19 protein-coding genes and 1 pseudogene are annotated in these 24947 nt (G+C 35.2%); 17 read left to right on the top strand and 3 right to left on the bottom strand.

Annotation, left to right across the window (positions count from 1 at the left end; translation table 11 throughout):
• Window positions 1-137: 137 nt before the first annotated feature.
• The 5 genes and pseudogenes from ACFSO7_RS00535 to ACFSO7_RS00515 all read left to right on the top strand — a co-directional run.
• Window positions 138-656 (top strand): annotated as a pseudogene (locus ACFSO7_RS00535) (DUF4077 domain-containing protein); the annotation flags it as partial.
• The gene (locus tag ACFSO7_RS00530; protein ID WP_377874484.1) at window positions 639-1658 is read left to right on the top strand and encodes a methyl-accepting chemotaxis protein; all 1020 of its coding nucleotides are present in this window, start codon (window positions 639-641) and stop codon (window positions 1656-1658) included. The pseudogene ACFSO7_RS00535 and the gene ACFSO7_RS00530, both read left to right, overlap by 18 nt.
• Window positions 1659-1983: 325 nt before the next feature.
• Window positions 1984-4737, top strand: a complete 2754-nt coding sequence (locus ACFSO7_RS00525) for a putative bifunctional diguanylate cyclase/phosphodiesterase (protein WP_377874383.1) — start codon at window positions 1984-1986, stop codon at window positions 4735-4737.
• Between the two features lie 90 nt (window positions 4738-4827).
• Window positions 4828-5388: a helix-turn-helix domain-containing protein gene (locus ACFSO7_RS00520; RefSeq protein ID WP_377874381.1), complete on the top strand. Its 561-nt coding sequence runs from the start codon at window positions 4828-4830 to the stop codon at window positions 5386-5388.
• Between the two features lie 202 nt (window positions 5389-5590).
• On the top strand, window positions 5591-6682 hold the full coding sequence (locus ACFSO7_RS00515; protein WP_377874379.1) for an ATP-binding protein: 1092 nt from the start codon (window positions 5591-5593) through the stop codon (window positions 6680-6682).
• Window positions 6683-7032: 350 nt separating this feature from the next.
• Here ACFSO7_RS00515 and ACFSO7_RS00510 read toward each other — a convergent pair whose 3' ends face one another.
• Window positions 7033-8199, bottom strand: a complete 1167-nt coding sequence (locus ACFSO7_RS00510; protein ID WP_377874377.1) for an MDR family MFS transporter — start codon at window positions 8197-8199, stop codon at window positions 7033-7035.
• A gap of 160 nt (window positions 8200-8359) precedes the next feature.
• Between ACFSO7_RS00510 and ACFSO7_RS00505 the strand changes: the two genes are divergently transcribed.
• Window positions 8360-9238 carry a DMT family transporter gene (locus ACFSO7_RS00505; RefSeq protein ID WP_377874375.1) on the top strand — a complete coding sequence of 293 codons (879 nt, stop codon included), beginning with the start codon at window positions 8360-8362 and terminating at the stop codon, window positions 9236-9238.
• A gap of 56 nt (window positions 9239-9294) precedes the next feature.
• On the opposite strand, the gene ACFSO7_RS00500 is transcribed toward ACFSO7_RS00505, so the two are convergent.
• On the bottom strand, window positions 9295-10386 hold the full coding sequence (locus ACFSO7_RS00500; RefSeq protein ID WP_377874373.1) for a metallophosphoesterase: 1092 nt from the start codon (window positions 10384-10386) through the stop codon (window positions 9295-9297).
• 245 nt (window positions 10387-10631) lie between these two features.
• Between ACFSO7_RS00500 and ACFSO7_RS00495 the strand changes: the two genes are divergently transcribed.
• The 3 genes from ACFSO7_RS00495 to ACFSO7_RS00485 all read left to right on the top strand — a co-directional run bounded on the left by ACFSO7_RS00495 (window position 10632) and on the right by ACFSO7_RS00485 (window position 14156).
• Window positions 10632-11135 (top strand): RNA polymerase sigma factor SigV, encoded by a 504-nt coding sequence (locus tag ACFSO7_RS00495; protein ID WP_377874372.1) that lies wholly within the window; start codon window positions 10632-10634, stop codon window positions 11133-11135.
• Window positions 11128-11973, top strand: coding sequence for an anti-sigma-V factor RsiV (gene rsiV, locus ACFSO7_RS00490; RefSeq protein WP_377874370.1), 846 nt, complete (start codon window positions 11128-11130; stop codon window positions 11971-11973). Before ACFSO7_RS00495 ends, rsiV begins: the two co-directional genes overlap by 8 nt.
• Before the next feature lie 269 nt (window positions 11974-12242).
• Entirely contained in the window at window positions 12243-14156 is a 1914-nt protein-coding gene (locus ACFSO7_RS00485) for an acyltransferase family protein (RefSeq protein ID WP_377874369.1), read from the top strand.
• A gap of 90 nt (window positions 14157-14246) precedes the next feature.
• On the opposite strand, the gene ACFSO7_RS00480 is transcribed toward ACFSO7_RS00485, so the two are convergent.
• On the bottom strand, window positions 14247-15503 hold the full coding sequence (locus ACFSO7_RS00480) for an MFS transporter (RefSeq protein ID WP_377874368.1): 1257 nt from the start codon (window positions 15501-15503) through the stop codon (window positions 14247-14249).
• Between the two features lie 189 nt (window positions 15504-15692).
• Here ACFSO7_RS00480 and ACFSO7_RS00475 point away from each other — a divergent pair, with 189 nt between their 5' ends.
• The 8 genes from ACFSO7_RS00475 (at window position 15693) to ACFSO7_RS00440 (ending at window position 24933) form a co-directional block, all read left to right on the top strand.
• The gene (locus tag ACFSO7_RS00475) at window positions 15693-16247 is read left to right on the top strand and encodes a GNAT family N-acetyltransferase (RefSeq protein ID WP_377874367.1); all 555 of its coding nucleotides are present in this window, start codon (window positions 15693-15695) and stop codon (window positions 16245-16247) included.
• A gap of 394 nt (window positions 16248-16641) precedes the next feature.
• Window positions 16642-18843, top strand: a complete 2202-nt coding sequence (locus tag ACFSO7_RS00470) for a sensor histidine kinase (protein WP_377874365.1) — start codon at window positions 16642-16644, stop codon at window positions 18841-18843.
• Window positions 18824-19471: a response regulator transcription factor gene (locus tag ACFSO7_RS00465; protein WP_377874364.1), complete on the top strand. Its 648-nt coding sequence runs from the start codon at window positions 18824-18826 to the stop codon at window positions 19469-19471. Before ACFSO7_RS00470 ends, ACFSO7_RS00465 begins: the two co-directional genes overlap by 20 nt.
• A 206-nt stretch (window positions 19472-19677) precedes the next feature.
• Complete coding sequence (locus tag ACFSO7_RS00460; RefSeq protein WP_377874362.1) at window positions 19678-20070, top strand: DUF6010 family protein; 393 nt, start codon at window positions 19678-19680, stop codon at window positions 20068-20070.
• A 28-nt stretch (window positions 20071-20098) separates the two neighbouring features.
• On the top strand, window positions 20099-20605 hold the full coding sequence (locus ACFSO7_RS00455; RefSeq protein ID WP_377874360.1) for a hypothetical protein: 507 nt from the start codon (window positions 20099-20101) through the stop codon (window positions 20603-20605).
• Window positions 20606-20968: 363 nt separating this feature from the next.
• Window positions 20969-21685 (top strand): ABC transporter ATP-binding protein, encoded by a 717-nt coding sequence (locus tag ACFSO7_RS00450; RefSeq protein ID WP_377874358.1) that lies wholly within the window; start codon window positions 20969-20971, stop codon window positions 21683-21685.
• Window positions 21657-24143, top strand: a complete 2487-nt coding sequence (locus ACFSO7_RS00445; protein WP_377874357.1) for an FtsX-like permease family protein — start codon at window positions 21657-21659, stop codon at window positions 24141-24143. Before ACFSO7_RS00450 ends, ACFSO7_RS00445 begins: the two co-directional genes overlap by 29 nt.
• Window positions 24136-24933 carry a hypothetical protein gene (locus ACFSO7_RS00440; protein WP_377874355.1) on the top strand — a complete coding sequence of 266 codons (798 nt, stop codon included), beginning with the start codon at window positions 24136-24138 and terminating at the stop codon, window positions 24931-24933. The genes ACFSO7_RS00445 and ACFSO7_RS00440 overlap by 8 nt, the downstream gene beginning before the upstream one ends.
• Window positions 24934-24947 lie beyond the last annotated feature (14 nt).

Below are 24947 nucleotides of genomic sequence, written 5' to 3'. Positions count from 1 at the left end.
TCGGGAAAATAGTATTATTTAATTTATGTGAAAGGATAGGCGAAATAGTAAATATTGACTAATCATTGGGGTGGAAGAGTAAATTAATTTCCAGGATATTTTTTAAAAAATAAACCTTTTAGAATGGAGGATTTGAAATGGGTCTTATTCAACTCATTAAAAATAAGTGCTTTACCGATTTAATAAAATTACAAAACCGGAACAATCTTTGGTTTTTTTGCTTATTGTTAATAAATCTTTATGGCGAATTCAACGTATTAGTACTTGGAAAAATTCCATTTACTAGTGATGTACACCTTAAGTTTATGACAGGTAATTTAATAGCAACCACCCTAATATTTTCACTACTATTTATTCCTAGATTGACAGTTAGTTTTAAATATATCGGAACCATCATTTTTAATTTGTTTCTAATTTATCAAATTTTTCTCTTTAATTCCCTTCCTACTGTTTTTCAAATATTATTCATCGGCTTGGCGTTATCATTAATTTACCTAGATGGTAAATTGATTTGGTTTTCTGGACTATCCTTCTCAGCATTTATTTACATTGCCTACAATTTTGCCATTGAATGGTTCTTCCCAGCATTTGTTCCTGCCTTTTGGAATGTGACTGTGGGTGTTATTTTACAAACAACTATGGTTTTATGGGGAGTGACTCGAATAGGAAGATATTTGTCTGATGTTATGATCGCCGAGAAAGATGAAGCAAAGCGGCGAGCAGACCATTTGGAAGGTACTTACTTAGCTGTATCAAAAACGGTAGAAGAACTTCAATCTAGCTTTTCATTATTACAATATAATGTTGAAACATCTGTGCAATCTTCAACAGAGATTAAGGCAGCATTCCAAGATGTTGCAGTTAGTTCACTGAACCAAGTGGATAATATTAAAAAATCAGTTACTGAACTGAATCATATGAGTGTATTGATTGATCAAATTTCTAATCAAATGAAAAATGTTGCTTTAGAAATTGATTTGAACAATAAATTATCAAATGAAAGCAGAGAAACTTTAGTTAAATTTGAAGATAGTGCCCAGGTTTATCAAAAAATTATTAATGAAACAAGTGTAGTAATTAATGGTTTGAAAGAACAGACAAATAAAATAGATGATATCGTTGGAATTATTACAAATATTGCAGAACAAACTAATTTACTTGCCTTAAATGCAGCGATTGAAGCAGCAAGAGCGGGTGAAAATGGAAAAGGCTTTGCAGTTGTTGCACACGAAGTAAGACTCCTTGCTGAACAATCAAGAAATTCAGCTGAAAACATTAAGACCATTCTTAGACAATTTAAAATTCAGGCAGATAATGCAGTTGAGCAAATACAACAAGGGCAGATTGTTCAAGAAGAATCAAATAGTATGCTTTCAGTAGTCATTGAGAATGTGGATAAATTAATAGACTTTATTTCTTCATTAAATGTTGTTGTAGATAAGATTGTTTCTCAGCAGTCCGATTTTAAAGATAGAGCTCAAATCGTTATTCATGAAGTGAACGAATCATCAAAATTAGTTGAAAATACATCAGCTGCATCTGAACAAGTATTAGCAAGTGTGGAAGAGGAATTTATTAATAATTCACAATCAATTAAAACATTAAATCAGGTAAAACAATCTGTAAAAGAGTTAGAAAACATCGTAATAAGTAAGTAACATACATAACACTCACGATTTAAACTTTGTCGTGAGTTGTTTCTGTTAAAATACTTCATCCCTTTGTATAAACACTTATCTGTAATACCCCCACACTCAATCATATTACCCCATTAGAATTTTTACAGATCTATAGTGTAAACAAGTAGTCATTAGAATCTGGTAAACAATAAGGACGAATTAATATTACGTGAAACCTCAATAATATAGAACAAGTTATTAATATAAAGGTAAATTTCTATAAATATATTACATGACAAATAGAACCCCAACTGAAAGATTAAAGTGTTGGAACTAATAACGAAAAAATGTTGGAGTGGGTTTAGTGGGGAATAGAATTCATATACCGGTTAGCAAAATATTATTTAGAACAAGTTTGATTATGAGTGTGTTGGGAATAGTATTGATTTCTGTATACTATTTTTTTGAACGTGACATCATTAATCAATCGCAAATGGAGGAAGCTGAAGTCATATCTGATTTAATTATGCACTCCATTGAGATAAATGATGAAGCAATGGAAAATAAGGAAGTATTGATTAATTTACTTCTTCACAACATCTCAAAATCGATCTCAGATAGTTTGTCAGGGAAAAAGATCGATGATATTACCTACGAAGAATTAAATGAATTAAAAAGGAAATGGAATCTACATGACATATCGTTATTTGTGAAAGAGGAAGATGGAATCGTTATTAGGAAGTCAACAGATCAAAATGAGGAAGGTCTAAATGCAAAAGGCTGGAATTATTGGTACGATGCTTTAGTGAAATTATACAACAGAGAAGCAGTTGATATTAATAAAGGGTATTACAAACCAAATTATTGGGTAGGACCCATATCAAAATCTGAAATCTATAATATTTACTTTAAGTATGCCTATTATTATGACGGATCTACCGATTTTATCATCAATCCATATATTTCAAGTGATGAGTTTGCTAATCTCATCTCAAAAGGTGACACGAGCTCATTAATAAATAAAATAGTTAACCACAATCACCAAGGGATAGAAGAAGTGGCTGTTATTAATATAGATTCATTCTTATCTCCTAAGAAAAATATCGTTGAACCTCAATTAGATCTACCCATTGTAAATGGTACGAACAAAATAGGTACAAAGAATGATTTTGAAATCATACGTTCTTTTAAAGACAAAAAGGAAACCGGGATAAAATTAATAAACATCATGTATCAAAATAAGCCTTATAAAAAAGCATATGTCCCAATAAACAAGAAGCAAATCTTGTTAGTTACATTAGATCAATCCTATCAGAAAAAAATAGAGCACAAATTGATTGTTCTATTAATTTCTCTATTTGTTATTACGATTTTATTGATCGTTTTATCATTTAGGGTAGCCAATAAAAAGGCACAATCTGCTTTAGAGTCTGATTATAGAAAATTTCAAGTGGCTGAAGATTTCAAAAGAACGATAGAAATATTACCAGATTTAATATTTAAGTTGGAAAAAAATCATTTCGGAATAGTAACGATTTCATATTTGGAGGGTAATAAGCTAAAACAAATGTGTGTTTCTCCTGATGGGTTTATAGGTAAGCGAATGGAAGAAATACTCCCGAATGAGGTAGTGAATAATTTCCAAATTTATATTGAAGAGGGTTTTGAAGGAAAAGATTGTGAGTTTGATATTGTGTTTGAGGAAAAAATGTACCATATTGTTATGAAGCCAACAATCGGAGGAGAAATGATAGACGAGTTAGCCGGTTACGCTGTTGATGTTACGGAAAGATTTGAATTTGAAAAGAAAATTGAAAATCTCGCCTTTTTTGACAATTTAACGGGGTTACCGAATCGAAATCACTTTTCTAGGCATTGTGAAAGATTGATACAAAATAAAATGAATAAATTTGCGCTGTTTTTTATAGATTTAGATAATTTTAAGATGATAAATGATACATTAGGACATTTAGCTGGTGATCAGGTATTAGAATCTTTTAGTAAACGTATCGTCAAGGCTACTAAAGATAAACAAGCTTTCTTAGCTAGGATGGGTGGAGACGAATTTACTTTAATCATAGAATCGTATACGGAAATGGAAGAATTGGTTATTATTGCAAAAAAAGTTTTAGATATCTTAAAAGATCCTTTTTTTGTGGAGAATAAGAAACATTTTCTTACTGCAAGTATAGGTATTAGTCTCTTTCCGGAAAACGGTGAAAATATAAATGAATTATTAAAGAATGCAGACATAGCTATGTATCATTCTAAAAGTAAAAATAAAAATTGTTATTCTATCTATTCTAGTGAAATGGGTGCGGATACGGAAAGAAATTCAATATTACTTAATGATCTCGGCAACTCGATTAAAAATAGAGAATTATTTTTAGTATATCAACCCCAATATAAAATTATGGATTCGAAAATTTATGGTGTTGAAGCTCTTGTTAGATGGAATCATCCTAAATTTGGAGTCATTTCACCATTAGAATTTATCACGCTTGCTGAAAATAATTATATGATTGACCAAATTGGAGATTGGGTTATTAGTGAAGCGTGTTTACAATTTAAAAATTGGCAAAAAGAAGGTTTGGAATTAGAGCGAATTGCTATTAACTTATCTAAAATCCAATTGTTAGATTCAAAGTTACCAACGAGAATAAATGAAATCTTGCAATCCATTGGTTTTGATGCGTCCCAATTAACATTAGAAGTTACAGAATCAGCAACAGTAGATAATGTAAATGAAATAACATCTGTTTTAAATGAAATAAAAGATTTAGGAGTAACCATAGCAATAGATGATTTCGGGATCGAGCATTCATCTCTCAATTACTTGAAGATTCTTCCAATAGATTACCTTAAAATTGATCGATCATTTATTAAAGAAATGGATAAAAGCATTAAATCTAAAGAAATTATTAAGCTAATTATTGATTTAGCTAATCGATTAGATTTGGAAGTTGTTGCTGAAGGGGTAGAATCCGTAAACCAATTAGTAATCTTAGAAGAGATGGGTTGCCATTCCATTCAAGGTTATTTTATAAGTAAGCCACTAGACAGTAATCAGATTCAGATATTTCTTGAAAAGTTCAATCTTACTAATGTACTTCAATAATAGTATTTTGCAAAATCCAATAATCTTTAACGAAATATCTAAACCAGATCACCAAAGTATCAAAACAATAGTAAAGGGGAAAATGAAGGATTGGATAAAAAAAATAAAGATGTACAATTTATTTTGGAAAATTTGGGTAAGTATTCGATTGAAACCTTAGCTAAGAAAACGGGTCGTTCCATTCAATCTATAATCATTTTGTTGAAACGAATAACAGGAACTTCTAATACAAAAGCAAGTACTGGAATGGTTACTGCTGGTGAACTTGCCAAAATTATAGGTGTTGATCGGAATACCGTCTTAGGATGGATGAATAGACATGGGTTACCTTTTACTCGAAGAATTACAAGAATAAAGAAGCGCTTTACTTTTGTGGAAATAAATTTATTTTGGCAGTGGGCTGAAAAGAATCGAGATAAAATAGATTTTTCTAGAATTGAAAAGAATTCTCTTCCGCCTGAACCGTTATGGGTAGCAAAAGAGCGATTGGAAAATAGGAATTCTAGACATTATAAAAGTTGGACTAAAAAGGAAGAACAACTTCTTATTGAGCTATTAAATGCTGGTAAAACATATCAACAAATTAGTGAGTCATTACAAAGAACCACTTGTGGTGTGAAAAAAAAATATCAAAGAATGATGGAAGCTTAGAGTATCATTTATAAAAGATAATAAAAAAGATTTGAAGGAGCTGAGTATTCAGTTCTTTTTTAATAGCGATATCACGCAGCAAAAAATTTAACAGATTAGACTAAGGCACTTTTATGGTACTTTAGTATTATAAAAATATTCTGATTTTTCTACAAATCATAAATTGCAGTAATTAATTTTGCATTTATTGGAGGAATGGAAGTTGTTTCATTTATTTCCGAGTATCAAGGAAATTAAATTAGAGGAACTTGACGAAGATAAAATAAAGATGCTTCAAATAGTAGAAGATAATGTGTCAGATGTTATTTGTATTGTAAATCGTGAAGGGATTGTAACATATGTTTCTCCATCCATTTTTTCAGTGTTAGGATACAGCATTAGTGAATATAAAGGGGAAATAGCTTTTAACATACTTCATCCTGAGGACAAAGAGCAAATAGCTTTATTGCATGAAAAGGCATTAAATACTGGAAAACCCTTTTTTATAGAGTATAGGGCAAAGCATAAAAATGGTGAGTGGAAAGTTATCGAGTCAAAGGTCGTCCCAGTAATTCATGACTCAAACATTCCAAGATATGTAGTGATTGTAGCAAGAGATGTAACGGATAGAAAAAAAGCAGAGGAATTATCAGCGAAAATTGAAAAGTTAATGGTAGCTGGCCAACTTGCTAGAGGTTTTGCCCATCATGTAAGAAATCCGCTTACTTCGATAAAAGGCTTTTTTAAACTTGTAGAATCAAAAATAGAAAATGAAGAGATATTAACTGTTCTTACAAGTGAAATTAATCAAATTGAGACAACGATTAAAGAATATTTAGCATTGGCAAATCCGAACATAAACTTAGTCCAGCGTTGCAATGTTGTAACGATAATGACAGAAGTAATTGAAATTCTGAAACAAGAGGCACATTTTAACAACGTTGAATTTGCTATTCATATTGAAAATAATAATATCTCAATGATCGGGGATAAAAACCAGCTAAAAGTTGCGTTTGTTAATATTGTAGAAAATGCTATTGAATCAATGACAAAAGGGGGGATCATTTCAATATTTATAGGGTGTTCACAAGACCATCAAATATGTGTTGAGATTGCAGATCAGGGGTGTGGAATAGAACCAGATATCATTTCAAAATTAGGAGAACCTTTATTTACTTTAAGGGATAAAGGTACGGGTATTGGATTAATGCTGTCTTTTAGAATCATTTATGAACATAATGGAAGGATTGAATTTAAAAGTAAGCAGGGAGTAGGTACGAAAGTATCTATTAAACTACCGCTATCTCAATCATAAGATTGTAAAGGTGAAAATGGGAAAAGATAGTTAAATAGATAATCGGATATCAGAATCACAATATAAGCGGTACAACGTCATCTGTAAGTTCTCTTTTCGCTCATCTTATTTGAAACAATCTCCATCGCTTTGGGCTGGGGAAGTGGTTTTGGGAAATGGTTTTTACCGCTAACGATTTCAAGCACGAGTATTCCTATAATAATTGGCCTAATTGCATAAAAAAATAAGTAATGGAAAAAAGAAGTCCACTTTAGACTTCTTTTTCCATCTATTCGACTAAAACTGAAATATTCCCACCTTTTCCGCAAGATAGGAAAAATTCTCTGTCTTATCTACAGACTTTTAGTATTTTAACCTTGTAATCCCTTTAATGAATGAAGTCTATTTGTCTTCCATTGTAATACCTGAATGCATAAGGCAGAGATTATTCCAGCTAATGCCCCAATCAACCAATTAACCTGGGGCATATGTTCAAACAACCACCCACCTGCTCCTTGACTAATTCCACCGCCAATCGCCATGGCAAGTAAGGCAAACCCAAAATAGCTGGCGGAAAATTCGGGGGGAGCAATTTCTGCTGTGTATTCATAGGAGGTTGGCTCTACAAGCATAATGCCGACTGCAAATGTCGTGAACCCTATCCAAAATAATATAAAGTTATCAGTCATGCCAAATAGTAATATCCCTACCCCCATTATGATCATCCCAATTTTAATAACGGACAATCTTTGAAACCTCTTCGTCCATCTTTGCAGCGGATATTGAAGAAATACGACGATTACTCCATATACAATAAATAAACTAGAGACAAATGATGCACTATTGAATATTTTCCCTGCATGTAATGGAATCGTCAAATACAATTGCATAAACATAAACCAAAACCCAATCATGCTAATGGTAAAAAAGATGAATTTTCGATCGGATTTCACTTTTCCCCATGAATTAGCTAGGGACTGTTTCGGAACCACTACTTTCTCACTTGGAAGAATGAGAAAGGTGATAACCCCACTGAAAATAAAGATTCCACCACATACGAGTGAGGAAAAAAAGAAGTCAAGCTGTAATAAAATCCCTCCTAATACTCCAGCACAAATGATCCCCGAATGGCGAACGATCTTATCAAGTGCAAAAATATCACCGCGTTTTTCTGGAGGTGTAAAGATTGAAAATGCCGCTTTACTTGTTGGTTCAAATAGTGAACCACCTATAGCTGTAATAATGGCAGCAGTAACCAACTCAAGTGGTGTATCGCATATGGCAAACAATTGAAAGCCCGCTCCACGTAATACCATACCTACACTAATCATCAAACGATAATCAAATCGATCTGCCAATACCCCAGACAAAAAGGATGTTCCTTGTTGTGTTAATTGGCGCAGCATAAGGACAAGTCCTGCAATCCCAGCAGAAAGTGCTAAGGTTCCCGTAATATGGGCTGATAAAAATGGAATAAAAGCAAAAAAACTAACATTCATAAGAAATGAATTTACTAATAATAAGCGTATCGCCTTCAAGTTGTTCCCACCTTATTTGTAAAAAACTTAATATATCTAAATATTTCCTCAAAATAAAGTGTATCATCGCAATTGCTATTTGTATAACGAATAACTAGAATAATAGTAATTTAAACTATGAATAGTAGAATTGGAGCAATCTTCAGGGAGGAAGTGAAAGATGTACGCAAAATTAAAGTTTGCCGTCGCTATGGCTATTTTTGGTTCAATTGGTTTATTCTCAGTAAAAACAGGACTGCCTTCCCTTGAATTGGTGTTTGTGCGTTGTCTTTGTGCAAGTGTTTTACTTGGTACTATATGGGGCTTTCAGTCAATAAAGATGAAGTCACAGGAGAAAAAACCTATTCCTCGTCGGGAATATCTAATTACCTTTCTATGTGGTGTGTTTTTGATTGTAAACTGGGTCTTTTTCTTTCGTTCCATTGAGGTAATGCCTATTACGGTTGCCATATCTATCTATCATTTAGCACCTGTCATTGTGCTGCTCCTAGGATCCTTTATTTTTAAAGAAAAAATAACTAGAACAGGATTTATTTTTTTCTTTATCTGTTTCTTAGGAACATTGTTAGTTGGTGGCATTCATCAGCATACCTCGTTTTCAGGATTTTTATCGACTGGGGTTCTGTGGGGATTTGCAGCAGCACTTTTTTACGCCCTTACCTCCATTGCAGGGAAGGGAATTCATATTCTTAAACCGTTGCCTGCAACGGTGATCCAAATGATTCTAGGGGTTATACTACTGTTACCTTTAGTGAAGTGGTCCAATTTTCAACACATTACCCTTGAAAATTGGCTCTATATTATAGTGACAGGATTTTTCCACACAGGATTTGTTTACTACTTGTTTTTTAGTAGTTTACGTGAACTGAAAGCCCAAACTATAGCCATATTAGTTTTTGTTGATCCGATTGTTGCTATTTTACTTGATGTGATGATTTTGAATTACCGTCCTGACTTCTATCAAATCCTAGGAATATTACTTGTATTTGTCGGGATTAGTTATTCTCCAAGAAAAGAGAAAATGATAGAAAAAACCTAATTTTAAAAAGGAAAGAAAAAATGAAGACTTCACTTATTTTTTCTTTCCTTTTTAGTTTAATTTTCAAATATATTTTTTGGCAACCAACCTACTTCGCCATTCTCCTTTTTAACAAGCATATATCCCTCACATTCTTGGTCGACAATCCAGACCTTTTCACCTTGCAAAACGGATAAGAAGGTTGTGCTGAAATCGCCCTTGCAGCATGCTTGGCCGTCTTTTGAAATAAGATATTCATTTTTCACCCATTGTTTGATTCCGAGTTTGCTATTTTCACAAAGTGTGAAGAAGTCCTCTCTTTGTAGGACTGTCATTTCATAATTCGGATAGGTTACGGTTCCTATTCTTCCTGTTGTATCCAAATGATCTTTTCGGACAAGGATTTCCTCTGATAACTCATCAACATATGTAAAAGAATAGGTGTTATTTTCAAAAATAACCGCGTTTAATTGTCCTTCCATTTTAATTTGATTACCCCCATCTAATGCAATCACTCTTTTATGAATATCAATAATGGGGTTATGTGAACTTATCTGTGTAGAACGATAATTAACGACTGGCCAATGTCCAACGATGACGACTTTATTCGCTTGATGCTCTTTTTCATAGAATGCTTGATTATATAAGGCAAATTTTTCATCGGTAAGTTGCCAATTTTCAATATCATCCACCCCAGCATGAATCACAATGAAATCCTCTGTTTCATAAGCAATCGGTAAAGATTCTAACCATTCTAGTTGTTCATGAAAATGTTGTCTGTAGAATTCGGCTAAGTCCTGTAGATCTGTAAAATCTTCAATTGATTTCCCATGTTGAAAAAGCATCTCATTTAATATCGAGTTCTTTTGTTTTTGCATATAGGGAAAAATTCCTTCTACACCGTTAAAGACATAGCGAAAAACGACATCGCAATTTCCTTTTGTAATATATACATTGTTTCTTTGTTTGGACAAGGCTCGCATATATTCAACTACTTCTAAACTATTTGATCCTTTTTCACATAGGTCACCATTTATAAACAAGTAATCTTCGTCTGTATAATTCAATTTTTTTAATAATTTTTCTAATAGAGTTAAATTTGCGTGAATATCGGATATGATGATCGTCCGTTTAGCTCTATCTAAAGTTAAATTTCTTATTTCAATCATTGTTAGCTCTCCCAAAATTTGCATTTATTTTCCATTCTTATATTACCTATAATTAGTAAACCCATCAATTTATTTGTGGGAATACTCAGAATTCCATTGTGTTCTTTTAACTAACCCAATTAGCACGTCGACCCATATATGAATAATTGTTTATTATTTTTATGAAAACTTTTTATATAGGGTACTACGTCAATACTATATAACCGGTTATGAACTGTACTTTTTAAAAAAGGAGCTCTTGGTAAATGGAAATAAATGATATACATGCACGATTTAGCGTCTGTATTACCGATCACAAAGATGATTTCTACCGTTTAGCCTACAGCTATGTGAAAAATCAAGAGGATGCATTGGATATTGTTCAAGAATCAATAAAAAAAGCATTGAGCTCTTTGAACAAAATAAAAGACCCACACTCGATGAAAAGCTGGTTTTATAAGATTGTTGTTCGAACAGCAATTGACTTTTTAAGAAAACAAAAGAAATTAACTGTTGCTGATGATGAAATGATTGATTTTTTAAGTAAAGGTAAAGAAGACAGTTATAAGGATATGGACCTTCACAAGGCTTTAGATGAAATGCCGATTATTTACAAAACCGTCATCACACTACGCTTCTTTGAGGATTTGAAGTTGGAGGAAATCGCTGAGATTCTAGAAGAAAATACTAATACAGTAAAAACGAGGCTATACAAAGGATTAAAGCTATTACGTATCGCAATTACTGAGGAGGAGCTAATAAATGGATAAGAAACTGGAATCTTTAAGAGAAGAGTATAAGAACGTTCCAATACCAAAGGAGTTAGACGAAATGATCATTAAGGCACTCCCACAAAAGAAAAAGAAAAAACGAATGTATATGTGGCCAACAGCGGCAGCCGCAGCAGCCCTACTGCTGACTGCAACCGTCAATTTCAGCCCTGATGCGGCGCATGCCATGTATAAAGTTCCTTTTATGAAGGGGATTGTCGAGGTGATCACCTTCAATGAGTTTAAAGAAGAAAAGAATAACACTAGCATTAATGTGAAAACACCAGCAATTACAGGCCTTGAAAATAAAACATTGGAAGACAGCATAAATAAAAAATATTTAGAAGAAAGTAAAAAGCTGTATGAGGAGTTCATTGCGGCTAACAAGAATGGCCGCCTAGCGATTGATAGCGATTTTGAGACGGTCACCAATACGCCTGTTCTATTATCTATCCGCCGCAGTATTGAAACTATACAGGCTTCTGGATATATGCAAAACCACTATGTGACCATTGATAAAGAAAATGAGGCGTTAATCACCTTGAAAAGCTTATTTGAAAATGATCAATATATAAACGTTATTAGTGAAAACATTATAGAACAAATGAAACAACAAATGAAAGCAGACCCTAATAAGATTTATTTTATAACAGATGACGAAGTGGAACCTTTTACACAAATTAATCCAAATCAGCAGTTTTACATTAGTGACGATAATAAACTAATGATTTCATTTGACGAATATGAGGTTGCCCCGGGATATATGGGCGCTGTAGAGTTTAAAATTCCAACGGAAGTTATTTCGGACATCCTAGTTGGAGAAAGATATATTCATTAAGTTGAAGACATAGTTAAGCGGCACCCCCTTACCTTCTTAAATAATAAAGAAGAAAAGAGTGTGCCGTTTCATAATTTCTATTAAAATTATTATTTCAGCAAAGTAAATTGCTTGATGCTAGCGTTTATAACTAAGAGCGAATAAGTAAACGGAACGATTTTCCGCTTTTCTAAATAGGTTATGAAGAGGAATGAGCATTTTGGATAAATGGAAATCCTTTTTACAAACACCATGAAGATTGATGACGAATAAGAAGGAGATTTTTAAGTATGACAAATAAACACCACTTTATTCCTGGTTTAGATGGAATCCGTGCTTTCGCTGTACTATCAGTAATGGCCTATCATTTTAGCTTTAGCTGGGCTAGAGGGGGATTTTTAGGGGTAGATATCTTTTTTGTTTTATCGGGATATTTAATCACTTCCATCGCCTTACCGACGCAAGGAAATCAACTTGATCTAAATGTGCGTGAATTTTGGATTAAACGAGCTCGGAGATTACTGCCGGCAGCCTATGTAATGATTATTACCACATTTGTGTGGGTTATGCTGTTTTATCGCGATCGCTTAGACACTATAAGAGGAGATGCCATTTCTTCCATCTTTTATACGAGTAATTGGTGGTTTATTTTCCATAAGCTTTCCTATTTTGACAGTTTCGGATCACCCTCGCCTTTAAAGAATCTTTGGTCTCTAGCGATAGAAGAACAGTTTTATATCCTATGGCCCATCGTTTTAATTGCGGGCTTTTCTGTATTTAAAAAGCGCAGCAGTTTTTCAATCCTTATCCTTATCGGAATAGCTATTTCGACCTTGTTAATGGGTTTATTGTATCAGCCAGGGGCAGATCCAAGCCGTGTCTATTATGGGACAGATACACGGTCATTCGAATTACTAATTGGTTGTTTACTTGCCTTTGTTTGGCCAATGAAGAGACTTTCTTCGAGATATCTTACTATTAAGTTAGGAAACATTTTAAATATAACGAGCTTCATTGCATTTGGTATTCTTATTCTTTCTATTATATTTTTGGATGAATATCAATCGTTTCTTTATAGAGGAGGAATGCTGCTCTTTTGTGTAAATGCGGCCATCCTAATCGCCTGTATTAGTCATCCAGTTAGTTTTTTAGGAAAATTACTTTCTTTTAAGCCCCTCCGCTGGATTGGTTCAAGATCTTACGGAATCTACCTCTGGCATTACCCAGTTACGGTTCTCAGTACTCCTGTGCATGAAATTGGAAATCCAGTATATTGGCGTGTTGGTTTGCAAGTAGTAATCACATTTATCATTGCGGAATTTTCCTATCGATTGATTGAAATGCCAATTCGAAAACACGGCTTCCGACTATATCTTCGGCATTATCTCGCCCTCAATTTTTTAAAGTGGAAGGGGTTATCTTTTGTTAGAAAGATAACAACAATCGTCCTGCCGCTCGTCCTTCTGGTGTTTACTTTTGGTATTATGGATGTGGTAAAAAGTGAGCAACAAAAGGATTTAATGGATTCCTATCCAACCCTAAATCATGAAGAGCAGCCTTCTAGCATTATAGGTTCTGTTACGAGCTCATCTAAAAAACAGGAAAGTATGGTTTTGGAAAAAAAGCCATCTGATCAAAATAATGAAAAAGAATTAGCACCAAAAGTTGAACAGAACAAAGAAATCCCCCAAGTGGAGAAAACAGAAACGGGTGTCACATCTGTAAATAACACGTATAGTAAAATACTGGCCATTGGGGACTCTGTCATGTTAGACATTGCTGCAAGCTTGCATAAAAAGTATCCGGAAATGGAGATTGATGGAAAGGTTGGAAGACAGGTATCTCAGGCAATTGAGCTTGCACAATCTTATACAAAATTTAATGAGTCAGGGAATGCTGTCATTATTGAATTGGGTACAAATGGTTATTTTACAAATACTCAGATCGATTCATTACTTCAATCATTTTCAAAAGCTCATATCTATTTAGTGAACACACGGGTACCCCGTCCTTGGGAAAGCAAAGTGAATCATTCTTTAGAAGCAAAAGCCAATGAGTATGATCATATTACCTTGATTGATTGGCATTCGACAGCTCTAAACCATTCGGAATATTTTACTCCTGACGGTGTACATCTACAACCTAAAGGTATCGAAGCTTTAACAACTCTTATTGACCAAGCGCTAAAATCTAATAAGAAATAAACGATTTTTTAAGTTAATGGTATAAAAATCTAAAGAGAGAGAAATGTTTCGATATGAACCTCTCTCTTTTGTTAATTATATTTTTACGACTTAATGATGTTGCATTTCCGCTATCTTCATCTGGTTGATCTGTTTATTACGCAGCATTGGTAACATGGCTAATGCGCCTAAAGTAAATAAACCAGAAGCGATTAAATACATAACACCTAGTGAAAATTGATCTTTCAGTATGCCGACCAAGCTCATGTTTAAAACCATACCTCCCATGAAAAGGGGATTCAAAATGCCATTTACCCTGCCTACGAACGATTGCTCAGCATTCGTAAGAATTAATGTATGACAAGCGATATGGATAAGAGGCACCATCATTCCTGATATAAATTGAGTCACTAAGACAACCCACACAAGTTTGATAGAACCCATGGCTGCGACAGAAATGGCACTCGAAATAAAGCCAATCAGAAGCATATTCTGAGGAGTCGTTTTCTTAGTAAGAGCCATTGCAACAAAGCCGCCAAGAATCATACCAACTCCATTGGTAGCAGTAAACCATTGCAAATGCTGTTCTGTCAGATGTAGATGCTCTGTCACCAAAAAGATACTAAGTGGATTAACAAGACCAATCCCCATTCCCGCCGCCAAAAAGAATCCACCCATATAAACGAAGATTTTATTGGAAATGACGTAACGAAAGCCCATTTTCATTTCTTGCGTGAAATTTGAAGTCGGTATGGCTTCCATTTTTCGATCAGGTGGTAAGAAGGTAAGTACGAAAGCAGACAGTAGGAAACAAGTCCCCATGATTGCAACCGCTACATTGATACCGAATCGGAAGTAAATTAAAGTTCCGATCATTGGACCTAAGATCATAAAGATTGCCTGTACTGTTTGGTTCATCGACATTCCAAGCTGCATTAATGAATCTGGAACATGAAGCTTGAATAACTTCATACCAGAAGGCTGAGAGAACTGAGATAAAATGGATGAGACGAGAGTGGCGAAGAAGATTGCTTCCCAACCTCCATATACGAGTGCCAAGAGTACGATAAATACGGATAGAGCACTTAATATATCGCAAAGTACCATCGTAAGTTTAGGTCTCCACCGATCGGCAAAGGTTCCTCCGATAAAAGAAAATAAAAAGATTGGACCGAATTCTGCGACGGAAATCATGGATATGGCAAAAGGGTCTTTGTTCGTCTGTTCCGTAACGAAGAGCAAAATGGCAAAATTACGTACCCAAATCCCCATTTGCAGGAAAACACCAGATAACAAAATCGCTTGGACAAAGCGATTGGAAAATAACGATCGCATTGTAGGAGACATCGTCTGTGTTTGGTCTGACATATTGTGACAACACCTTTCAAATAAGATGAACTCATCATACGTCAGGACAAGGGGCTAGAATCCGCAAAGTTTCCGCACAAACACCGCAATGATTTTGAAGTACCCCCGCAAACCGCCGTTATTATCAAAATTAATAGAATAATTAGTGTATAATATTAATACAAAAAGCTTATTGAAGGGGGGAAAGGAATGAATGATAGTATGACCAATAAGATCTTGGATAAATGGGAATCCAATCGAATGTGGATACGTGATGTAACACTTGATGAAGCAGATGTTCTACAAGAACTTTGCGAGAAAAGTGATTATTTAAGGAAATGGGAAGGTAATGAAGAGATCGATCCCGAGCATATAAAAAAAACGATCCTTGAAGGGGATTTGCCACCAAATGGTGTGAGGGGAAATTTTAAAATTCAATCCTTTCATTTAAAATCAACGAATGAATTAGTCGGGTATATCACCTATTATTTTGGCTATCCAACGGAAGAAATTGTGTGGATTAACTTTCTTTTTATTGACCCTATTTATCAAGGTAAAGGTTATAGTAAGGAAATTATCAATAGATTGGAAGAGTTACTACGTGAAACCACTTTTTCAAAGATAAGACTTTTAGTTAAATTGAAGAATTGGCCAGCTATTCGTTTTTGGACAAGCTTACAATTTACTAAAATCATAGGCTATTATGGTGACAAGATATTATCTGACGAGACTTTTGCGGGGCTTGTAATTGAGAAGGAACTATAGAAGAAATATAAAAAAATTCTACCTCTTCTAGTGAAGGGGTGTTTTTATTAGAGCCGGACTTTCAAATAAAGGTAGAAAATAGTTCATCAATTAAAAATCTGCTATGGGCAGATTTTTTTTAAAGGTAATAATGTATAACTTTTTTAGACTTCGAATAATGTCCAGCTCCAGCGCCTAGCCCCTCGAGGTTAAATGTTCGCCACCCAAAAAGTCAAAGAACGACTTTCTGGGTGGCGAAGCATTTGCTTGTCGGGGCTGATCAAGGCGCTTGCGCTTTTCTTATAATTTTCGGACACTTCTCATTTTTTTGCGTGTTTAATCATTATTTTCTCTTTTATAATATCTTTAATAAGATTGATCTTTGTAGATTACTAACATCATAAGGGGTAATGTTATGTACAATGATTATTTAATAAATGAAGATGAGAGGTACAAAATTGTAGCTGAAAATACAACGGATGTTATCGTTCTTGTTGATAATGAGGCTTCTGTCCTTTATGTATCACCATCTATTCAACCAACATTAGGTTATTTAATTGAAGAATATATAGGGATGGATGCATTCAGTCTTATTCATCCAGAGGATAGAGACCGTGTTCGTGATTCATATATGCAGGCATTGCATAAAAAGCTGCCAGTTAATTTGGAGTATCGTGTGATCCATGCACAGGGTACGACGATTCATGCGGAAGCAAGAGTAAAGCCCGTATTAGGTAGTCAAGGAAATGTTAAGTATGTTGTAGCGGTAGTTAGAGATATATCGGAGCGTAAAAAGACAGAGCAATTGCTTGAAAATATATTAGAAAGTGTGAATGCAGCCGTATGGGCTTCAGATAAAGATTTTACGTATCAAACCTTTTGTTCTGAAAGTATAGAAAAAATAGCAGGAATACCTAGAGAAGAAATCATGGCAAAACCTATTCGTTTACACGATCATATTCATCCAGATGATAATAAAATGCTTAGTGGGGAAGTAAAATCAACCCTTGGTAAGGGGATGCCAGTAAATAAGATTATTCGTTTTATTCATATGGAAGAAGAGATTAAATGGGCTAGGTTAATTGTCCATCCGTATTTTGACAAAACAGGTGCTATCGAACGTCTTGATGGTATGATATTGGATATTTCAGAGAAGAAGCGGTCAGAGTTAGCGTTAGAGGAGAGTGAACAAAAATATAAGTCTTTATTTGAAAACAATTTGGATGGTGTATTTTCCCTTGATTTAAACGGGGAATTTGTTAATTCTAATTCTTCTTTTGAAAAAATTACTGGAATACAACTAGATACACTAATAAATCGTCATTTTATCGAGTTAATAAATGATGAGGATCATCAAACGGTTGGTGATATCCTTTCACAGGTCATGGAAATGAAGGAACCACAAGACGTGGAGTGTCGAATTACACGATCGGAAAAGGGGGAAAGAATCGTCCATATTACCTTTGTACCTATCTTTCTCTTCGGTGAACTCAATGGAGTTCACGGAATCGTAAAGGATATTACAGAGAAAAAACGGGAGGAGCTGGAATTAATCCAAAGTGAAGAAAGATATAAGTCCCTCCAGCAAAGTATCACCCGTTTCTCGAATGACCTTGCCAATGTCATGAAAGTAACAGAACTGGAAGACCGACTAGTTGCAGAGGTAAAGAATGTATTACCAGTAACGAATGTGTCGATAGAAGAAGTTTCTAGAGGTCAAGAATCTACTATACAACATCTGAATGATATATGGATCAAAATCGGCGAAAAGGAGCAAATGGTCTATTTGAGGATTGGAATCCATCGAAGTTTGCATAAATTAGAGGAAGAGTGGCTTGAAACAGTCATTCATTCTGTCACAATTTTATATGATAATCTTCAGCTAATCGAAGATTTAATGAACCGTCTAGAAGGTTTGGTAACGAATAATGAGACGCCAAAATGGATTTTGCGACTTTTGTTTAAACTATCGGAGAAGGAAAGAGCTTCCCTTTCTAGTGATTTACATGATACCGTTTTACAGGATCTTATCATTTGGTATCGTAAACTTGAATCATTACGCTCCTCGACTTCTTTTAAAAAGGAAATACAGGATGAGCTTATTGAGATTGAAGAAGGAATATTAGATGCTATACATCAAATACGTATTACGTGTAATGAATTACGTCCTCCATTTCTCATTAAAATGGGCCTCGTAGAATCATTAAAAAGTCTATTTTCTTACGCACGGATGTTTTCTAATTATGAGATTGATTATTCTGAAATGGAGTTGAAATATCCTCTTAATGAAGATCAGATATTGGGGATTTATCGAATTGTTCAAGAGTTGTTAAATAATGCAACCAAACATTCGAAGGCTACAAAAGTAACAATAAATTTGACTGGTAATAAAGAATATATCCATTTTTCTTATGCTGATAACGGGGTAGGAATGGATTTATCTTCATTTAGTGGATCATTTAAACATATGGGGATCGTAGGAGTCGAAAACAGGGTACTTAGTTTAGATGGGAGTATGGAATTGAAATCTGCTCCTCAAGAAGGTTTTCAAGTTCTTATCCATATCCCCACAACCACAAAGCAAGTAGGTGATAATGATGGAAATATTATTAGTTGATGATCATCGATCAGTTGTCGAAGGAACAAAAATGTTAATAGAGTCAGAACCAGACATGAAAGTAACGATTGAGACAGATGTATATCTTGTCCCTGATCTCATTCGTTTAAAGAATTTTGAGGTGATTCTTTTTGATTTGTATATGCCTAATATAAATGGAGCCGACTTAGCGCGAAAAGTGCTCGCAGATGCTCCAGACTCCATCATTTTGATTTATTCAGGATTTGATATTGCCCCTCATTTTAATTTATTGATGGAGTCAGGTGTTTCTGGTTTTATTTCAAAAACATCAACACGAGAACAATTAGTCCAAGCAATAAGAAGTGCAGCAAGAAAAGAGGCTATTGTTCCAATGCAGCTTCTGAAGCAACTTAGACGGCAGGAAATTGTTGTGAATAGTGAGAATGCAAATGAAAAGACAACAATAAGCCAAAAGGAAGAAATTCTTCTTCGTGAATTAGCAAAAGGGCATAGTAATAAAGAAATTTCCAAAACACTTTTGATCAGTCAGCGATCATTAGAATACAGTTTGACAGAACTTTTTCAAAAACTAAATGTTAATTCAAGGGTAGAAGCGATCAAAAAGGCGAAAAGCCTAGGAGTTCTGCCAACTGAAGATTTATATTGATGAATGTATCAAAGAGACCGGAGTTTACTGGTCTCTTTTCTTATAGATTAATTTTTTGGGATTTATAAAATTATTTAACGCAAGCCTCTTTTCTTAATTGCGGGAATTCCCCAAATTTTTGCGGTTCTAACTGATTTGTTTGCGCGTGTAAGCTTCTTCCATTGATTTATAATGATTTCATTCTATCGATGAAGGGAAGGAGAATTTTGAAGAAATTATATGTTCGGTCGATTGTCGCAGGTTTGCTTTTAGCGTTGCTAGTTATTAGAATGTTTCATACATTTTCATCGCCATTTTCTTATCAGTTATTTGTGCTCTTCCTTGCGTATACTGCATGTGTTTATTTAGGAGCGGCACTTGCGGATTCACGGATTAAATGGATTTCTGTTGAATTTGCTATGTCATGTCTGTTTTTTACATTTGCCTTTTTGGGCTACGTGTACTCTCCTATTTGGGTAGGGGTAGGTTTTATTTTGCATGGAATATGGGATATGTTCCATCACCCTCATATGATAAAAACGAAAGTCATCAAATGGTTTCCCCCTTTATGCGCTACATATGATTTTATCGTTGCTATTTTTATATTGACCTTTTATTAAATTAAAGACTCTAGGAGGATGAACGTAGATGAATGATCTATTATTACAATGGGGATTATTTTCCTTTATGATTGGAATTTTTTTGTCGCTACCTCTTGCGGCAGTTCATTATCAAAAGGATACAATCATGAAAAGAATTTTTGTTAATGCTAGAAAGCTTACATCAGCCCATATCGATTTCTTCATGCAAGCTTTCGCAATTGGTTTTGTGTACTTATTGGAATTGTCGATGGAAACACGATTTCACTCCTATATCGTTATCCCACTTGTATTTGGTACAATCATGAACCCGACTATTTTATTGTTAGAAGCAACCCCATTTATTCGGTCTGGAGTGGTTAAAGTAGTTTATAAATTACTTAAAGCGATAAGCCCTGTGTCACTTATGTTTGCCTGGATTGCCATTTCCTTAAAATTCTTGCCAATGTACTTAATCATCTTATTTGTATCAGTAGTGATTTTAGCATGCTTTGTTGGTGCTATACATCTAATCAAGACAAGGAAACAGAAGACCAATCAAAAATTAATGATTTAATGAACGAAGAGCTACCAACCTTAACCATTCTTGTTAAGGTTTATTTTTTTGTCAGTGATGGCTGCAAAATAGATGCGGCAGTACCCCAAAATTCTGCGGTGCTTCTCAAAATGTCTGCGGTTTGTAAGGAGTAGAAACACCGTAGAATGAAATCATCCAATACTTAGTCACTATAAAGTGAAACTACCATCAGTGGGGGTTTTCTTCATCCCCCACTGATGGTTAGTTGAACTAATCGGACCTTTACGGGCAGTTGATCCCCCACCTATCTTCTTTGTTCACTCAGAAAATCTTGAGATGGGGGTCTTACTGCCCGTTAAGAGTGGGATAGAAATTGATATTCAAAAAAATGGAGGTTTTTCTATGATAACAGTTCAAGATGTTTCAAAAGTATACCCATTAGAGTCAGGAGATTTCTTTGCGTTAAAAAATAACAATATCCACATTAGTAGAGGGGAGTTTGTTGCAATCATGGGTCCAAGCGGATCAGGTAAAAGCACACTTCTTCAGCTGCTGGGCGGACTCGATCTTCCGACATCCGGAAAGATCATGGTTGATGACATTCATTTAAATGGATTGAACGAAAAAGAGCTTACTCTTTTTAGACGTACAAAGGTTGGCTTTGTATTTCAGAACTATCAGCTTCTCCCGATGATGACGGTCGGAGAAAATATAGCACTAGCACTTTCAGCAAATAACGCTTCAAAAGCGGATATCAAATCAACGGTCCAAAAATTGATAGCAGATGTAAATCTAGAAGGGAAAGAGTCGCAATTTCCATCCCAGTTAAGCGGAGGTCAACAGCAGAGAGTAGCGATCGCTAGAGCGTTGGCAATGAAACCGAAATTAATTTTGGCAGATGAACCGACGGGAAATCTTGATCAGAAAAATGGAAAAGACATCTTACAGCTCTTGTCAAAGTTAAATAAGGAAGAACAAATTACCGTTGTTATGGTCACTCATGATCAGCAGGCAGCCCAGGCAGCAGACAGAATTATTGTCGTGAGAGATGGCTTAATCGTTGATGAAGGTCGTAAGGGAGGATATCGAAATGAAACAGTGGCAAATCGCATGGCGTAACTTAATGCGGCGGAAGATGAGGACCTTCCTCACCATCATGTCGATTATCATTGGAGTGGCTTCTACGTTTGGTGTTATTGCAGCAGTCGATACGGCGGAAAAGGCTTTTCCAATCTATATAAAAGAAGCTTTTGCAAAAGCTGATTTTAATATAGCTGGTACGGAAGCTTATTTTTCAGAAGATGTTCACAAGCAGATGGAGAAAAGTGAGGATTACACATCTGTTGCTATGCTAAAGGAAAATACGAAGCTTGTTACAGAAGAAAAGGGAATATCATCTATACAAAAAAGAGTGATGATAACTGGTTATAGTCAATTCGATACTCCCGTTACTGGTTTCAAATTAATTGAAGGTAATTTAGGATCTGATGGGGCAGTTATTACCGATCGAACGGCCAAAGTCTGGGGATCTAAAGTGGGTGATACGATTACCTTTGATACAGACAATGGTGTGAAAAAGATCAAGGTATCTGCCATTGTTAAGTACACCAAGGATCTAATGGGTCCGTCCAGCTGGAATATGGCTAAATATCACCATTGGGCAGTAGCGGTGCCTTTACCTGTTGTCCAAAATTGGTTTGATTTAGATGCAAAAATCCAAGCCATTCAGGTTAAAGCAAAAAGTCCTAATCAACTTGAGGCAGTTGAGCACGAATTGGACCATCTAGTAAAAGAGAATTCCGGTATTTACCTACAGCCGATGGTCGTAAACTTTGACACCGTTTTTAAAGACCTTAACACTTTCTTTTTAGCTTTATATATTGCAGGATTCCTAGGAATCGCACTAAGTGCTTTTATCATTTTTAATTCACTGTACGTTAGCATTAAAGAACGAAAAAATGAATTTGCTGTGTTGAAGACGATCGGTTATACACCTAGCCAGCTACAAGTAATGGTACTGACAGAAATTTTTCTACTAGCTATCATCGGAACTGTCTTTGGCCTCTTGGTCGGTTACGGTCTTGCTCTTGGACTAAAAGCACTCATTTTCATGCTTTATGGTGTCCAAAGTACTAGTAGCATGGTACTTACAACGGGTCTGATTGTGTCAGTGATTGCTGGTTTACTCGTCCCACTCCTTGCCTCCTCGTATCCAATTCGAAAGGTGGGTAAGGTAAGTGTTATTGAAATATTAAAAGAGAACAAGGCCAAAGCCAGTAGTAATAATAAGTGGCTTGGAATCATCGGGATACTCCTTATTCTATCAAGCTTCTTTATTAAGCATTTGATATTGGTTCTTCCGCTTATGATAGGAATCGCCTTGTTATTTCCTTATCTTTTTAAATTATTTAGTCTTCTGTTGAAAGGGTTCTATCGTCCTGTATTCAAATTTTCAGGAGACGTGGCGATTCGTAATTTAAATCGGAATATCGGCAGAACTTCTATGACTTCTGTCATTCTATGTCTAGGGATTGCGATGATTGTGTTAATGAGCTCATTAAATTCTGCGCTTTTACAATCGTATGAACGAGTCATTCATCAATCATATGGTGGGAACCTAGACATCATGTTCCATCATATTGAGAAAGAAGATATCGGAATCATCAGAAATACTGAAGGTGTTGCAGATGCATCCACCTATTCATTGCAAAACATCGTTTGGCAAATGGACGGTGAGAAACGGATGCTCCCAGTATTCGGCGTAGGGGAGGAATGGATTGACCGTTTCCCGCTATTTACTGGTTCAAAAGGATCGCATAGTCAATTGATTAAGGAATTAGACAGTAATGAAATTATACTTGATGAAACTTCTTTTGGAGTTTGGGGAGGAAAGATTGGTGACAGTATCACTTTAAGTACTTTGGAGGGTGAAAAATCCTTTAAAGTAGTCGATGTGGTTACGACAATGAAAAATAGCGGTTATAGCGCTTTTATGGACGAAGAGCATTTCAAGAAGAATTTCGGTGTGAAATATGAGAGAAATATATTGGTGATCAAGGATGAACAAACGAGTCCTCTTCAATTGAGGGAAAACATTTACGACCAATTTGGTGAAAGAATCGAAGAAATGTGGGGCCCTGAGGATTGGGTTTCGATGATCGGCGGTACGATCACAGGATCTTTTACCATCATTAATGCACTTGTTGTCCTTGGAATTATTGTTTCTGGTATCGGGATTACGAATACCTTGCTGATTAATATTATGGAACGGGTACGAGAAATAGCGATGATGCGTGCGGTAGGGGTTACTAGGGGTCAAATTATAAGAATGATTTTACTAGAAGGGTTTGGTATAGGTCTTTCTGCAACTGTCATTGGTATCTTATTTGGAATTCTCTTAATCTATCTCACCTCTAGTTTTGTAGAGGTCAATTCCTTAACATTTGAATTTGGTGTTTCACCAATGATTATGATGATCATCTTCCTGTTCGGAATCGTTATTAGTTTAATTTCAAGTTTTACTCCATCAAGAAAGGCAGCCAAAACTCCACTGAATGAGGCATTGCGATATGAATAAACGGGTTATTTTAATGGGTTTATTGACTGTGATGCTTACTGCCTGTGGAACGAAAACCTCTTGGGAAAAAGAAGAAATTATTGAGGTGAGTGATAGAATTGTCACGGATGATGTGAAAGTAGAATGGGAGCTTGATGCAGATCAAGCTCCCAACCATGAAAAGCTTATTAGACTTAAAATTACAAATAATGATGAGCCAATTAATGATTTTGAGGTTAACCATGAAAAATTACTACATTTAATTGTCGTAAGCAAGGATCTATCCTATTTTAACCACATTCATCCAGAGTACAAAGGTAATGGAGTATTTGAAATCGTAAATGAGTTTCCTGCTGGTGGTGAGTACCGGATGGTCGCTGATTTCAAACCGAAAAATGGAAGTTCAATGAGTAAGATGGAGTGGGTGAATATCGAGGGCGCTAGTGCTCAGCCAGTTGCTATTACTGTGGATGAGAGTCTCGAGAAGACGATTAATGGCAAGAAGGTGACATTAACGATTAATCCTCAGATAGAGGCTAAGAAAGAACTATCACTGAAGTTCACACTGACAGATGAAATCAATCAACCTATTTCTGACCTCGAACCATATTTAGGTTCGATTGGGCATGTCGTAATTTTATCAGAAAACGGTGAGCGCTATTTACACGTTCATGCATTGGAAGATCAAGGAAGCGGGCCAGAAGCCGTTTTTGAAACCAATTTTCCAGAAAGTGGAGTATATAAAATATGGGGGCAATTCCAAAAGGACGGTCAAGTGTTTACGGTACCTTATGTTGTAAATGTGCCCTAAAAAATAGTTATGAG

Source organism: Bacillus sp. CGMCC 1.16607, assembly GCF_042683745.1.
GTDB lineage: Bacteria > Bacillota > Bacilli > Bacillales > Cytobacillaceae > Pseudoneobacillus.
Note: the sequence above shows the minus strand (reverse complement) of the source record. Positions and strands in the feature narration are given on the sequence as shown.

What these genes read in the sequence shown, in the direction of transcription:
- ACFSO7_RS00530 (WP_377874484.1), top strand. Translation starts at nt 639, where the DNA reads ATGGTTTTATGGGGAGTGACTCGAATAGGAAGATATTTGTCTGATGTT.
- ACFSO7_RS00505 (WP_377874375.1), top strand. Translation starts at nt 8,360, where the DNA reads ATGTACGCAAAATTAAAGTTTGCCGTCGCTATGGCTATTTTTGGTTCA.
- ACFSO7_RS00500 (WP_377874373.1), bottom strand. Translation starts at nt 10,386, where the DNA reads ATGATTGAAATAAGAAATTTAACTTTAGATAGAGCTAAACGGACGATC.
- ACFSO7_RS00495 (WP_377874372.1), top strand. Translation starts at nt 10,632, where the DNA reads ATGGAAATAAATGATATACATGCACGATTTAGCGTCTGTATTACCGAT.
- rsiV (WP_377874370.1), top strand. Translation starts at nt 11,128, where the DNA reads ATGGATAAGAAACTGGAATCTTTAAGAGAAGAGTATAAGAACGTTCCA.
- ACFSO7_RS00485 (WP_377874369.1), top strand. Translation starts at nt 12,243, where the DNA reads ATGACAAATAAACACCACTTTATTCCTGGTTTAGATGGAATCCGTGCT.
- ACFSO7_RS00480 (WP_377874368.1), bottom strand. Translation starts at nt 15,503, where the DNA reads ATGTCAGACCAAACACAGACGATGTCTCCTACAATGCGATCGTTATTT.
- ACFSO7_RS00475 (WP_377874367.1), top strand. Translation starts at nt 15,693, where the DNA reads ATGAATGATAGTATGACCAATAAGATCTTGGATAAATGGGAATCCAAT.
- ACFSO7_RS00470 (WP_377874365.1), top strand. Translation starts at nt 16,642, where the DNA reads ATGTACAATGATTATTTAATAAATGAAGATGAGAGGTACAAAATTGTA.
- ACFSO7_RS00465 (WP_377874364.1), top strand. Translation starts at nt 18,824, where the DNA reads ATGGAAATATTATTAGTTGATGATCATCGATCAGTTGTCGAAGGAACA.
- ACFSO7_RS00455 (WP_377874360.1), top strand. Translation starts at nt 20,099, where the DNA reads ATGAATGATCTATTATTACAATGGGGATTATTTTCCTTTATGATTGGA.
- ACFSO7_RS00450 (WP_377874358.1), top strand. Translation starts at nt 20,969, where the DNA reads ATGATAACAGTTCAAGATGTTTCAAAAGTATACCCATTAGAGTCAGGA.
- ACFSO7_RS00445 (WP_377874357.1), top strand. Translation starts at nt 21,657, where the DNA reads ATGAAACAGTGGCAAATCGCATGGCGTAACTTAATGCGGCGGAAGATG.
- ACFSO7_RS00440 (WP_377874355.1), top strand. Translation starts at nt 24,136, where the DNA reads ATGAATAAACGGGTTATTTTAATGGGTTTATTGACTGTGATGCTTACT.